Genomic DNA, 13,646 nt, shown 5'->3' with positions numbered 1-13,646 from the left:
TGCGGAACGAAGCCATGGGAGATTTTGAGATCTACGCCGCGCCTACGTCCGGAAGGAGTGACGCGGCGTGGGAAAGAGAGCTCGCCGACGACGTGGCAGCGATCCTCGGTGCTGCCAGACCGGAAAGCAAAGCGGGCGAGACCTACCACATCGGCGTCGAGCACGCAGCCGTCAATGTCATGCTGCTGCCGGCAGGAGGGGAATGGGTGTGGCCGGTGTTCGAAGCCCATCCCCTGCTGCTCGACACACGCTTCCGAGCCGAGTGCCCGGAATGGAACAACTCAGAGGGACTTGCACGCTACGTCTTCAACCGCCTGGACGAACTGTCCAAATATGAGCTGCTACTCGTCCATGACCTGGAAGAGTACGTCGACTCCAACTTCGACTTTCCCGAGCGGGCGAGCATGTCTGTTTACTAGGGCGGCGTAGTCGCTGACGTCGGAGGATCACTCCACCGTCACCGACTTCGCCAGGTTCCGGGGCTGGTCCACCTCGTTCCCCTCCTCCGCGACCACGATGGTCCGCGCCCCCCGCGCCCTGATCTCCTGGATGTTGGACACGATCTTGTCGTGGAGGACGGACCGCCCACGAGGCGACGGCACCACGACGACCACGGGCAGGTCGTCCTCGATCAGGGCGATCGGCCCGTGCTCGAGCTCACCGGCGGCGAAGCCCTCGGCGTGCATGCGGGCGAGCTCCTTCAGCTTCAGCGCGCCCTCGACACCGGGCCACCAGATAGCAGGCGACCAGCTGCGTCAGGAACGCCTTCGTCGACGCCACCGCCACCTCAGGACCGGCGTGCGTGTAGCACCGCGTCCGACTCCCGGGGAATCGTCGACCCGTTGGTGTTGCAGATCGCCAGCACCCGGGACCCCTGCTCCCGCGCACCTACGGCGGCTGGTCACCAGGCCGGGGCCGCACGTTCCAGTTCCTCGTCCAGGGCCACCGCGGCCATGATCAGCGCGACATGGGTGAACGCCTGCGGAAAATTCCCCAGTTGTTCCCCCGTCGGGCCGATCTCCTCCGCGAAGAGGCCGACGTGGTTGGCGTAGGTGAGCATCTTGTCGAAGGCGTAGCGGGCAGCGCCCAGGCGGCCGGCGCGGGCGAGTGCGCTCACGTAGAGGAAGGTGCACAGCGAGAAGGTGCCCTCGGCGCCGCGCAGCCCGTCGGGTGCGGCGGCCGGGTCGTAGCGGTGGACGAGGCTGTCGGCGACGAGGTCCCGTTCCATGGCGTCGAGGGTGGACAGCCAGCGTCGGTCCTTCGGGGAGAGGAAGCCGACGATCGGCATGAGCAGCAGTGAGGCGTCCAGGACGTCGTCCCCGTAGTGCTGGACGAACGCCTGACGACGGGCGCTGTAGCCCCGGTCCATCACCTGCTGGTAGATCGCGTCCCGGGTGCAGGTCCACCCGGCGACGTCGGCCGGCCGGGCCAGCTCGGTGGCCAGCCGGATGCCACGGTCGAACGCGACCCAGCTCATCAGCCGGCTGAAGGTGAAGTCCTTGCGTCCGCCCCGGGTCTCCCAGATGCCCTCGTCGGGACGGTCCCAGGTCCGTGACAGCCAGTCGAGCAGCGCGCTCAGTCTGCGCCAGCCGTCGTCTCCGGCCGACTGCAGCACGTCCCGTGACTGGCTCAGCGCGAAGACCATCTCCCCGTAGATGTCGAGCTGCAACTGACCGGCGGCGGAGTTGCCGAGGCGGACGGGGGCCGAGCCGCGGTAGCCCTCGAGGTGGCCGAGCACCTCCTCGGGCAGGTGCGGGTCCCCGTCCACGCGGTACATGATCTGCAGGGGCTCGCCGGTCACCGTGCCGTCCGAGGGGGCACGGGAGCCGAGCCAGTTCCGGAAGGCGTCGGCCTCCTCGTCGAACCCGAGGTCCAGCAGCGCCTTCACGGACAGGGATCCGTCGCGTATCCACGTGTAGCGGTAGTCCCAGTTGCGCTCACCGCCCGGCAGCTCCGGCAGGCCCATGGTCACCGCCGCCACGGGTGCGCCGGTGGGCGCGTAGGTCATCAGCTTCAGCGTGATCGCGGAACGGTTCACCGCCTGTTGCCAGCGACCCCGGTACGTGCTGTGCCGTATCCAGCGGTTCCAGTGCTCGTAGGTGGACCGGAACGCGTGCCGGAGGCCGGACTCGGTGAGCGGTGCGGGCTCCTCGGTGCCGGGGCCGCACAGGGTGAGTACGGCGGCGGCCATCTCTCCGGCCCGCAGTTCCACGCCCGCCCGGACGTCCTCGCCGTCGGGTTCCAGCGCGACCCGGCCCGCCACTTGGAGGACGGCACGGTGGCCGGGCGCCGTGAAGTGCGCCGTGCCGTCCGCGAGCCGGAGGCGGTGCTCGCCGCGCCCGTAGTCGAACCTGGGCCGGCAGGCCAGCCGGAAGCGGGCCGTGCCGCGGGTCGCACGCATGACGCGGATGACGCGGTGCCGGTCGGCGGGGGCTTCCGCCTCGCCCAGCGGCATGAAGTCGACGACTTCGCCGATGCCCTCGCCGGTCATGGCCCGGGTGACGAGTATCGCGGTGTCGGCCAGGTACAACTGCCGGGTGACGGCATCCGCCGCCTCGGGGACGATCGCGAAGTGACCGCCGCGGTCGTGGTCGAGGAGTGCCGCGAACACGCTCGGGGAGTCGAAGCGCGGTGCGCAGAACCAGTCGAGCACGCCTTCGGAGGTGACCAGGGCCGCGGTGCGGAGATCCCCGATGAGTCCGTGATCCGCGATGGGTGGATAGCGACGCATACGGGTCACCCCGTCCTCTGGGCAGGTCACCCGACTCCCACGCTACGTCGGCACGACCCGACGGGCATGACGGGCGGGCGCACGCGCCGTACGCCACGCCCACCGTCACCCGTTCTCCCGTGCGGGGATGCCGCGCCCGCCGACGCCGCCTTGAATGGCGTGACGCCCGCTGAGTCGCTTCCGGCGCGACTCCCGCGCCCACGAGCGTGGCGGCACGACCGATGCCCGTATCGGGAGAGCGCATGTCCATGGCAGAGCCGTCAGCCTCGCGGTCCCCCGGTCCGCGCCCGAGGAGCCTGCTGCGGCGGATCGGCGAGTGGTGCGGCCGGCACGCCGTGACGGTCATCGTCGTATGGCTCGCGGCCCTGGCCGGTCTGCAGGTGCTGGACCGCGCGTACGGCGGTGACTACTCGGACAACTTCACCCTGCCCGACTCCCAGTCGCAGGAGGGCCTGGACGTCCTCAGGGCGCACGAGCCCGTCGCCGGCGGATACGCCACCCAGATCGTGCTGCACGACGCGGACAGGCCGCTCACCGATGTGAGCGACCAAGTCGGCACCGCGGTGTCGAACCTGCAGAAGCTGCCGCACGTCCTCGGTGCGCAGAACCCGCTGCCGGCCTCCGGCACACCTCCGCCGCCGGCCGGAGCGGAGAACGTGGGACCGCTCTCCTCCGACGGCAGGACGGCGTACATCACCGTCCGGTTCGACGTGCAGCCCTCCACTCTGGGCTCCTCCTACCTGGACCGGGTGGACGCGGCCGTGCAGCCGGTGCGCGCGGCCGGTGTGACGGTGGAGTACGGCGGACCGCTCGGGGAACTGGCCCGCCCCAGGCCCGACGACCGCTCGAGTGAGGCGATCGGCTTCGGCGTGGCCGTGGTGGTCCTGCTGGTGGGCTTCGGTAGCGTCGTGGCGGCGGTCCTGCCCCTGGTGGCCGCGCTCATCGCGGTGATCTGCGGGCTGGCGCTCCTGGCACTGCTGGCCTCGGCGTTCACTTTCGCCACGGTGTCCCCCACCCTCGCCACGATGATCGGCATCGGCGTGGGCATCGACTACGCGCTCTTCCTGATCACCCGGCACCGCCAGGACCTGATGAACGGCCTCGACCCGGTGACGGCGGCCGGGCACGCCACGGCCACCAGCGGCCGCGCGGTGCTGATCTCCGGCTGTACCGTCATCATCGCCCTGTCCGGCCTGTGGGTCTCGGGGATCGGATTCATCGGCAAGCTCGGCGTGGCCGCCGCCATCACCGTGATCACCGCGGTACTCGGCGCGCTCGTCATGGTGCCGGCCATGCTCGTGCTGATCGGCCGGCGGATCGACCGGCTCCGGGTCCGTACGCCGGTCGCCGAGACCGACGCCGAACCCGGTGAGCAGGCCCACGGCACCTGGCACCGCTACGCCCGGCGCGTGGAACACCGGCCCTGGTGGTTCCTGGCGTCCGGCGTGGTGATCCTGGCCGTCCTCGCCATCCCGCTGCTGTCCATGCGGCTGGGGCACATCGGCGACGGAGCGGATCCGAAGTCGTTCACCGACCGGCGTGCCTACGACCTGATGTCCACCGCCTTCGGCCCCGGCTCCAACGGCCCGCTGACCCTGGTCATCGACCAGACCGCCGTCCCCCCATCCGACCGCGCGGCCCTCGCGTCCGCAGCGCAGAAGGCCCTGAGCGACGTGCCGGGCGCGGCGCTGATCACCCCGCTGAACGCCACCTCCGACGGCGACGTCCTGATCGCCACCGCGTACTCCAAGGCCGCTCCCCAGGACGAGACGACCACCGAGCTGGTCAACCACCTCGCGGACGACGTGCTGCCCCGGGCGGCGGCCGGCACCGAAGCCCGCACCTACGTGACCGGCACGACCGCCGCCCAGGTCGACTTCCTGGACATCGTCTCCAGCAGGCTGCCGTTGATCATCGCGGTCGTCGTCGGTCTCGCCTTCCTCGTCATCCTCGTCGTCTTCCGCGGGGTGCTGGTCGCCGTCAAGGCGGCCGTGCTCAACGTGCTGTCGATCGGGGCCTCGTACGGGGTCCTGGTCGCCGTGTTCCAGTGGGGCTGGGGCGGTCCGGCGCTCGGTGTCTCCGGCGAGGTGCCGATCGAGAGCTACGTGCCGATGATGATGTTCGCCATCGTCTTCGGGCTCAGCATGGACTACGAGATCTTCCTGCTCTCCCGGGTCCATGAGGCGTGGCTGCGCACGGGGGACCCCAGGGCGAGCGTGGCGCACGCCCTGGAGATCACCGCCCGCGTCATCACCTGTGCCGCCCTCATCATGGTCAGCGTCTTCGCGTCCTTCATCATCAGCGACAACGTGGTGGTCAAGATGCTGGGCCTGGGCCTCGCCGCCAGCGTGCTCATCGACGCGACGATCGTCCGGCTGCTGCTCGTCCCGGCCGCCATGACCCTGCTCGGCAGGTCCGCCTGGTGGACACCTCGCTGGCTGGACCGGCTCCTGCCGCACATCGACGCGGAGGGCGAGGCCAGGCCCTCCGGCAGGTGACGAGCTCCTACTCGACCGTCACCGACTTCGCCAGGTTCCGGGGCTGGTCCACCTCGTTCCCGCGCGCGGTCGCCAACTCGCACGCGAACACCTGCAGCGGCACCGTGGAGACCAGCGGCTGCAGCAAGGTGGGAGTCACCGGGATCCGGATCAGATGATCGGCGTACGGCACCACCGCCTCGTCCCCGTCCTCCGCGACCACGATGGTCCGCGCCCCCCGCGCCCGGATCTCCTGGATGTTGGACACGATCTTGTCGTGGAGGACGGACCGCCCACGAGGCGAGGGCACCACGACGACCACGGGCAGGTCGTCCTCGATCAGGGCGATCGGCCCGTGCTTGAGCTCACCGGCGGCGAAGCCCTCGGCGTGCATGTAGGCGAGTTCCTTCAGCTTCAGCGCGCCCTCGAGGGCCACCGGATAGCCGACGTGCCGCCCCAGGAACAGCACCGTGTTCTTGTGGGCGAGCGACCGGGCCAGCTCCCGCACCGGCTCCATGGTCTCCAGCACCCGCTCGACCTCACCGGAGATCTGAGCCAGGTCCCGGATGACGGCCTGGATCTCGTCCCCCCACTTGGTGCCCCGCACCTGCCCCAGATACAGGGCCACCAGATAGCAGGCGACCAGCTGCGTCAGGAACGCCTTCGTCGACGCCACCGCCACCTCAGGACCGGCGTGCGTGTACAGCACCGCGTCCGACTCCCGGGGAATCGTCGACCCGTTGGTGTTGCAGATCGCCAGCACCCGGGACCCCTGCTCCCGCGCGTGCCGTAGCGCCATCAGCGTGTCCATGGTCTCGCCGGACTGGGAGATCGCGATCACCAACGACCGCGAATCCAGGATCGGATCCCGGTACCGGAACTCGCTCGCCAGCTCCACCTCGCACGGAATCCGCGTCCAGTGCTCGATCGCGTACTTGGCGATGAGCCCGGCATGGAAGGCCGTACCGCACGCGACAATCACCACCTTGTCGACCTCCCGCAGCTCGGCGGGCGAGATCCGCACCTCGTCCAGGGTCAGCGCCCCGGAGACGTCGATCCGGCCCAGCAGCGTGTCGGCGACGGCCTTCGGCTGCTCGGCGATCTCCTTGAGCATGAAGTAGTCGTAGCCGCCCTTCTCGGCGGCGGAGGCGTCCCAGTCCACGTGGTACGACCGCACATCGGCCGGCCGCCCGTCGAACCCGGTGACGGTGACCCCGTCCCTGCGCAGCTCGACGACCTGGTCCTGCCCCAGCTCGATCGCCGACCGCGTGTGGGCGATGAACGCGGCGACATCGGACGCCAGAAACGCCTCGCCCTCCCCCACGCCCACCACCAGCGGCGAGTTCCGCCGCGCCCCCACGACCACATCCGGCTCGTCCGCATGCACCGCGACCAGCGTGAACGCCCCCTCCAGCCGCCGGCACACCAGCCGCATCGCCTCCGCCAGGTCCGCGCAGGACGAGAACTCCTCGGCGAGCAGATGAGAGACGACCTCCGTGTCGGTCTCGGAGGCCAGCTCATGCCCCCGCTCCGCCAACTCCGCCCGCAGCACGGCGAAGTTCTCGATGATCCCGTTGTGGACGACGGCGACGCGCCCGGCGTTGTCGAGATGCGGATGGGCGTTGGCGTCGGTCGGCCCTCCGTGCGTGGCCCATCGCGTGTGCCCGAGCCCCGTCGTCCCGGCCGGCAGCGGCCGCTCGACGAGCTCCTTCTCCAGATTGGCGAGCTTGCCCGCCTTCTTCCCCGCCGCCAGCCCCCCATCGGCGAGCACCGCGACGCCCGCCGAGTCGTAACCCCGGTACTCCAGCCGCTTCAGCCCGGCCATCACGACATCGAGCGCCGACTGAGACCCCACGTATCCCACGATTCCGCACATGCGCGGCAGCCTACGACCCGTCAGCCCCCCGAACCCCCCTCCGCGTGCCCGATTTCGGAAATTCCCACGGGGGTACGAGCACCGAAACGCCGGTCACAGCGCGCCCGCACACCGACGCCCAGTACACCGCTACCCACCTGGCCGCCCACTTCGGCCACCACGAAGCCCACGTCCTCGACTCCCTCGGCCGATCACCTTGCCATCACGGTCCCGTACCGGATGCCAGCCCGCTGCCCCCCTGTGCGGACGCCACGCATAAGGTGCACCGGAACGCCGTGATCCGTTTTCGCGGCTCCGAGAGAAAGACACCCCGACGTGAGATCCACCGCCGTCCGCCGTACCGCGCTCGCCGCCTCCGCCGCCGCCCTCGCCCTGCTGGCCACCGCCTGCGGCTCCGAGGACGCTGACAAGGCCAAGGGCGGCGAGACCAGCCAGGCCGCCACCCCGGCTGCTTCCGCCGCCCCCGCCGCCGCCAAGGCGCTGACCGCCGCCGAGCTGGAGAAGGCCGCGCTGACGCAGGCCGACGCCAAGAGCGGCAAGGTCACCGAGAAGCTGGCCTCGGACGACGACGTCGCGCAGGACGGCGTGGTCGCGGACAAGCCGGCGTGCGCCCCGCTCGCCCTGCTCCAGGTCGGCTCCTACGTCGGCGAGCCGGCGGCCACCGTGAAGCGCAAGTGGCAGGGCGAGGCGGAGAAGCCCGCCGCGGGCGCCACCGAGGAGGAGGCGTTCATCGCCGGCATGACCGCCGAGCAGACCGTCGTGACCCTCGCCTCCTACGCGGAGGGCGGCGCCGAGCAGGCGATGAAGGACCTCGTCAAGGCGGCGACGGAGTGCGCGGGCGGCTTCTCCTTCACCGAGAGCGACGAGACCACCAAGGTCCAGAAGGTCGCCACCACCGACGCGCCGAAGGGCGCCGACGAGGCGCTGGCCGTGACCATGACCGTGGACTTCGGGGACGACGTGGTCGGCCCGACCAAGAGCGTAGTCGTCCGCAAGGGCGCCACCCTCGCCTACTTCCCGGTCCTCAACCCCGGCGCGATCGCCCTGGGCGAGGACTACGAGTTCCCGACCGCGCTCCTCGACGCCCAGCTCGCCAAGCTGAGCTGAGCTGAGCCGACCCAGCGGGCCGAACGGGATGGCGTGACACACCCCACCCGCCATCCCGTTCGAACTCCGTTAACAATGGACTGTGATCTCTCCGGTCTCCCCGATCCCCCGGAGCGCCCACCGGCAGCGGCCGGAGGCGACTCCCTACGTCGACCTCACCCGCGCGGAGTGGAGCGCACTGCGCGACAAGACGCCGCTGCCGCTCACCGCGGAAGAGGTCGAGAGACTGCGCGGCCTCGGTGACGTCATCGACCTCGACGAGGTACGGGACGTCTACCTGCCCCTCTCCCGCCTGCTCAACCTCTACGTCGGTGCCACGGACGGCCTGCGCGGCGCCCTGAACACCTTCCTCGGCGAACAGGGCTCCCAGTCCGGCACCCCGTTCGTCATAGGGGTCGCCGGCTCGGTGGCGGTCGGCAAGTCGACGGTCGCCCGCCTCCTCCAGGCCCTGCTCTCCCGCTGGCCGGAACACCCCCGCGTGGAGCTGGTGACGACGGACGGCTTCCTGCTCCCCACCAAGGAGCTGGAGGCCCGCGGCCTGATGTCCCGCAAGGGCTTCCCCGAGTCCTACGACCGCCGCGCCCTCACCCGCTTCGTCGCCGACATCAAGGCCGGCAAGGCCGAGGTGACGGCCCCGGTCTACTCGCACCTCATCTACGACATCGTCCCGGACCAGAAGCTCACGGTCCGCCGCCCGGACATCCTGATCGTCGAGGGCCTGAACGTCCTCCAGCCGGCCCTCCCCGGCACGGACGGCCGCACCCGCGTCGGCCTCGCCGACTACTTCGACTTCAGCGTCTACGTCGACGCGAGCGCCGAGGACATCGAACGCTGGTACCTCAGCCGCTTCCAGAAGCTCCGTCAGACGGCCTTCCAGAACCCGGACTCCTACTTCCGCAAGTACACCCAGGTCTCCGAGGAAGAAGCCCTCGCCTACGCCCGCACCCTCTGGCGCACCATCAACAGACCGAACCTGGTGGAGAACATCGCCCCCACCCGCGGCCGAGCGACTCTGGTCCTGCGCAAGGGCCCGGACCACAAGGTCCAACGTCTCCGCCTACGCAAGCTGTGACCGGGTGAACGTCCTGTGACCATGGTCATGCGTCCGGCGAATCGAAGTAGTCAGCTACATCACATTCGCACCTCACTCGACCGCTCACTCGCACCCCCGACGATTAGAGGGCAACGTACTCGGCTCGCCCCTGCGCTCCGGGTGAACGGGGGGAGATATCTTGGTGAGGTGAAGTTGTCCCATGTAGAGGGTTGAGGTTGCTGTGCCGGACATATCCGTAGTGGTGATCGTCTACAACGATGCCGATCGGTTGCCGACCGCAGTCGAATCCGTGCTGAACCAGACACTGCGGAGTGTCGAAGTTCTGATCGTCGACGACTGCAGCACGGACAGGTCCTTCCTGGTGGCGCAGGAACTGGAAGCCGCTCACCCCGGCCGGGTCCGTGCGTTCCAGCTCCCGGAGAACAGCGGGGCCGGCGGCGAGCCACGCAACCTGGGTATCCAGCAGGCGGCGGGGCGCTATGTGATGTTCCTGGACAGTGATGACGTCCTGGAGCGCAATGCCTGCCGGAACTTCTTCGAAGCCGCTGAGGAGACCGGCTCCGACATGGTGTCCGGCCTGTGTGTGCGCCTGCACAAGGACACGCGCAACGAGAAGCGCGTCGAGTGGTATCCGTGGCTGTACCGCTCCAGGCGTACTGTGTCGTCGATCACAGAGCTGCCGGATCTGTTCGTATGGGACACGCTGTCCACGAACAAGTGCTATCGGCGTGAGTTCCTCATCGACAAAGATCTACGATTCCCGAAGGGCGTGTACTACGAGGATCTGATGTTCATCGCCGAGGCATATCTTGCGGCGGAGAGCATCACCCTCATCCCCAACCAGGTCTACTTCTGGCACGTTCACGAGCGAGCCGAGAACAAGTCGGTGACCAACAGCCGACACGACATGACCAACTATGTGCATCGGCTGGACATCCATCGCCGTATCGACGCCCTGCTGGCAGACCACGGTCTGACCGACCTGAGATTCGCCAAGGACGTCAAGTTCCTCAAGCATGACCTGGTGCTGCACCTGCGTGACCTGCCCTTCCGCGACGAGGGCTACCGCCGTGAGTTCGCCGAGCTCTCCCAGGAGTACCTGGCCACGGTGGACCCGGCGGCTTTCAAAGAGGTGCTGCCGATCCAAGCGATCTGCGCCTATCTGCTGCAGAAGAGCGACTGGGAGCGGCTGATCCCCGCCGTCGACACCCTCACGCACCGTGACAAGATCTCCTCACCGTTGGCTGAGCGGGACGGCCGGATCTACTGGTGCGCCGAGCATCTCGACGACGAGTTCGGCCGCAGTGTCCTGGATGTGACCGGTCTGGGCTACCACGACAAGCCTCTGCCCAGGATGATCCTGCGCAACCAGCTCTCGCAGTTCACCGTCTCTGGCCGCACCGTGCGCATGGCCGGTGACATCACCAACCCGCTGGGCGCGATCCCGGCCGACGCCGAGTTGCGGGGCGAGTTGCTGTTCAGCGCCCGAAGGCGCAGCCTGCAGTCCTTCACGTTCCCGGTGCGAACCCTGCGCCACGACGGTCAGAGTGTGCACTGGGAGGCAGCGGCCGACCTGACCACCGGTTTGCGGCCGCTGGGCATCATCGATGCGGTCTGGGACGTACGGCTCCACCTGGACGTGAACGGCGAGCGCACCACCACCCGGCTCACCGTCGGCGACACCGCCCTGAGTCCCGAGGGCTTGCCGGTGCGGCCGCGGCTGACCCGCATGGTCGCCGATCACCTCGAACCGCACGTCTCGGCCAAGGGGCATCTCGCCTTCCGTCTGGTGACCGAGAGCCACACCAGCGAGCGGGTGCAGAAGTTCATCGACCGCGGGGTGCGGGGCAGGCCGGGCACACTGGCCAAGTCGGGCTACCGCCGGGCCAGGTCACTGCGCAAGACCCTCACCTCCGGTGACACCAAGCTGCGCCTGTACCACGAGGTCTTCAGCCGTCTGCCGATCAAGAAACGCACCGTCGTGTTCGAGAGCCACCTGGGCCGTCAGTACAGCGACAGCCCGCGCGCCATCTACGAGGAAATGCGCAGGCGCGGCCTTGAGTTCGAGGCGGTCTGGTCCTACCAGTCCAGCCCGGAGGGCTTCCCGAAGGATGCCACCCTGGTGCGCCGCTGGTCTCTGCCGTATCTCAAGATGCTGGCCCAGGCTGAATTCTGGGTGGACAACCAGGGCTTCCCTCTCAAGCTCAGCAAGCGGCCCGGGACCACGTACATCCAGACCTGGCACGGCTCGGCGCTCAAGCGCATGGGTTTTGACCTTGCCGAACTCAAGGCGTTGCCCCGCAACCGGCAGCAGGCCGAGCAGAATGCGCTGGACCGCTTCGACCATTTCCTCGTCCGCTCCGAGCACGATGTGCGCACGCTGGCCAGGGCGTTCCGGATCAAGGAGCAGAAGCTGCTGCGGGTCGGATACCCGCGCAACGACGCGCTGGTCCGCACCCAGCAGCGGGAATTCACTGTGGGTCGGCGCGAGCGCGGCCCGCTTGCGGCCGAACTGGGGATCCCGGACGACAGGACGGTCCTGCTGTACGCCCCGACCTTCCGCAGGGCCGGCGGCCGGAGCAACCGCTTCGAGCTGCCCTTCGACGTGGAGCGTTTCGCCGAGGAGTTCGGTGACCGCTATGTGCTGCTGGTGCGCGCGCACTACCTCAATCACGTGGTGCTTCCGCCGACCGTTCGCGGCCACGTCATCGACGTGTCCGGCCACCACGACATCACCCAGGTCCTGGAACTCTCGGACGCGCTGATCACGGACTACTCCTCCGTGATGTTCGACTACGCGCTCCTTGGCCGCCCCATGCTTTTCTTCACCTACGACTACGACGAATACACCCGCCAGAGCCGCGGCACCTATTTCGACCTGCCCGAGCATGCGCCCGGACCCGTGCTCCACTCCGAGAGCGAGTTCCTGGAGGCCGTCCGAGCCCTCGACATCCAGGCCGAGGAGTACGCGCCCGCCCGTAAGCGCTTTGTCGCCCAGTTCGGCGAATACGACCAGGGCAACGCCGCCCGAAGCATCGTCGACCAGTTCTTCGCCGCCTGGAGCCGTTGATGACGCAGCAGACCACAGCCGAGACCCACGTCCCCGAAGCCGACGGGAGCCCTGAGGCGCCGTCCCGGGACATCATCTTCGTCTCGAACAGCGTGAACGAGATGGGCGGCATCACCAGTTGGTCCCATCAGATGGCCCGCCTGTTCAGTGGCCGGGGCCACCGGGTGCACGTCGTCGGCATCGTCCCGCCCCCCGAGGGCCGTGCCGCCGAGCTCGGGGACGACCTGCCGTATCAGACCACGACGCTGTACGACGTCCACCCACCCAACGTGGCACCCGCACGCGGCCTCAGGGGCCGACTCGATCTCGCCGAGCAGCGCCGCCGCGCCGCGCGTGAGGCCGGCATGCGCGAGCAGGCGGTCAAGCTGACCAGGCTGTTCCGGGCAGCCCGCCCCGGCGCGGTCGTCATCGTGACCCAGGTATGGGCGATGGAGTGGGTGGCACTCGCCGACACCTCGGGCGTGACCGTGATCGGCATGAGCCACGAGTCCTACGAGACCTGCCGCAAGTCCTCCCGTTTTCAACGCGTCAAGCGCTACTACGCTGACGTGGACCGTATGCTCACACTGACCCGCGAGGACGCGGACCTGTGGATCCGTCAGCGCATGGACAACGTCGGCTTCATGCCGAACCCGCTGCCTTTCTACCCTGAGACTCCCTCGCCCCGTGCATCCAAGACCGTGGTGAGCATCGGCCGGCTGCATGAGGAGAAGGGCGTCGACCTGCTCCTGGACGCCTGGTCCCTGGTCGTCACCGAACACCCGGACTGGACCCTGCGGATCTACGGCTCGGGCGCCGAGGAGGACGCCCTGCGGCAACAGGCCGCCAAGCTGGGCGTGGAGTCTTCCGTGGAGTGGATGGGCCGCACCAGCGACGTCCCCAGCGCGCTACGGGAGAGCTCGATCTTCGTGCTCAGCTCACGCGGCGAGGGCTTCCCGCTGGCCTTGATGGAAGCCATGGCCACCGCTGTCCCCTGCGTCGCCTTCGATGTCGCCCCCGGCGTCCACGAGATCATCGACGACGGCACGGACGGCCTCCTCGCCCCTCCCGGCAACACCTTCGAACTGGCCCGCCAGATGAGCAGGCTGATGTCGGACAAGACGCTGCGCGACCAGATGGGTGAGACGGCCCGCGAGAATATCCAGCGGTACTCCACTGACAAGATCACCAGCCGCTGGGAAAGCCTTTTCGCTCTCCTGGAGCTGTGACCTTTCACTCAAGAACTTCGGGGGCCGCAGGTCGCGTTGGCAGCGGCGCAGGCCCTTGCGGCCAAGTGCGCGCACGTGTTCGAGTCGAGAGACCAGGGCACGTGCGCGGGCCTGGTCGGCCCG

At 68.9% G+C, this 13,646-nt stretch carries 8 protein-coding genes and 1 pseudogene; 6 read left to right on the top strand and 3 right to left on the bottom strand.

The features are described from left to right. Nucleotides 1-14 precede the first annotated feature (14 nt). Nucleotides 15-419, top strand: coding sequence for a hypothetical protein (locus tag ACH5AC_RS00380; RefSeq protein ID WP_398859265.1), 405 nt, complete (start codon nucleotides 15-17; stop codon nucleotides 417-419). Nucleotides 420-446: 27 nt separating this feature from the next. Here ACH5AC_RS00380 and ACH5AC_RS00375 read toward each other — a convergent pair. After that, a pseudogene (locus tag ACH5AC_RS00375) lies at nucleotides 447-886 on the bottom strand (SIS domain-containing protein); the annotation flags it as partial. A 15-nt stretch (nucleotides 887-901) separates the two neighbouring features. Next, nucleotides 902-2,731: a glycoside hydrolase family 15 protein gene (locus tag ACH5AC_RS00370; protein ID WP_398859264.1), complete on the bottom strand. Its 1,830-nt coding sequence runs from the start codon at nucleotides 2,729-2,731 to the stop codon at nucleotides 902-904. 248 nt (nucleotides 2,732-2,979) lie between these two features. Here ACH5AC_RS00370 and ACH5AC_RS00365 point away from each other — a divergent pair, with 248 nt between their 5' ends. Next, nucleotides 2,980-5,229 (top strand): MMPL family transporter, encoded by a 2,250-nt coding sequence (locus tag ACH5AC_RS00365; protein ID WP_398859263.1) that lies wholly within the window; start codon nucleotides 2,980-2,982, stop codon nucleotides 5,227-5,229. A gap of 7 nt (nucleotides 5,230-5,236) precedes the next feature. On the opposite strand, the gene glmS is transcribed toward ACH5AC_RS00365, so the two are convergent. Then, complete coding sequence (glmS, locus tag ACH5AC_RS00360) at nucleotides 5,237-7,084, bottom strand: glutamine--fructose-6-phosphate transaminase (isomerizing) (RefSeq protein ID WP_398859262.1); 1,848 nt, start codon at nucleotides 7,082-7,084, stop codon at nucleotides 5,237-5,239. 315 nt (nucleotides 7,085-7,399) lie between these two features. Here glmS and ACH5AC_RS00355 point away from each other — a divergent pair, with 315 nt between their 5' ends. The 4 genes from ACH5AC_RS00355 (at nucleotide 7,400) to ACH5AC_RS00340 (ending at nucleotide 13,523) form a co-directional block, all read left to right on the top strand. After that, entirely contained in the window at nucleotides 7,400-8,191 is a 792-nt protein-coding gene (locus ACH5AC_RS00355; protein WP_398859261.1) for a hypothetical protein, read from the top strand. Nucleotides 8,192-8,273: 82 nt separating this feature from the next. Beyond that, nucleotides 8,274-9,263, top strand: a complete 990-nt coding sequence (gene coaA / locus ACH5AC_RS00350) for a type I pantothenate kinase (protein WP_398859260.1) — start codon at nucleotides 8,274-8,276, stop codon at nucleotides 9,261-9,263. A gap of 202 nt (nucleotides 9,264-9,465) precedes the next feature. Continuing rightward, entirely contained in the window at nucleotides 9,466-12,315 is a 2,850-nt protein-coding gene (locus tag ACH5AC_RS00345; protein WP_398859259.1) for a CDP-glycerol glycerophosphotransferase family protein, read from the top strand. After that, entirely contained in the window at nucleotides 12,315-13,523 is a 1,209-nt protein-coding gene (locus tag ACH5AC_RS00340) for a glycosyltransferase family 4 protein (RefSeq protein WP_398859258.1), read from the top strand. Before ACH5AC_RS00345 ends, ACH5AC_RS00340 begins: the two co-directional genes overlap by 1 nt. Nucleotides 13,524-13,646 lie beyond the last annotated feature (123 nt).

Origin of the sequence: Streptomyces sp. NPDC018693 (genome assembly GCF_044391385.1) — a bacterium.
In the GTDB taxonomy this organism is placed as follows: Bacteria; Actinomycetota; Actinomycetes; order Streptomycetales; family Streptomycetaceae; genus Streptomyces.
Note: the sequence above shows the minus strand (reverse complement) of the source record. Positions and strands in the feature narration are given on the sequence as shown.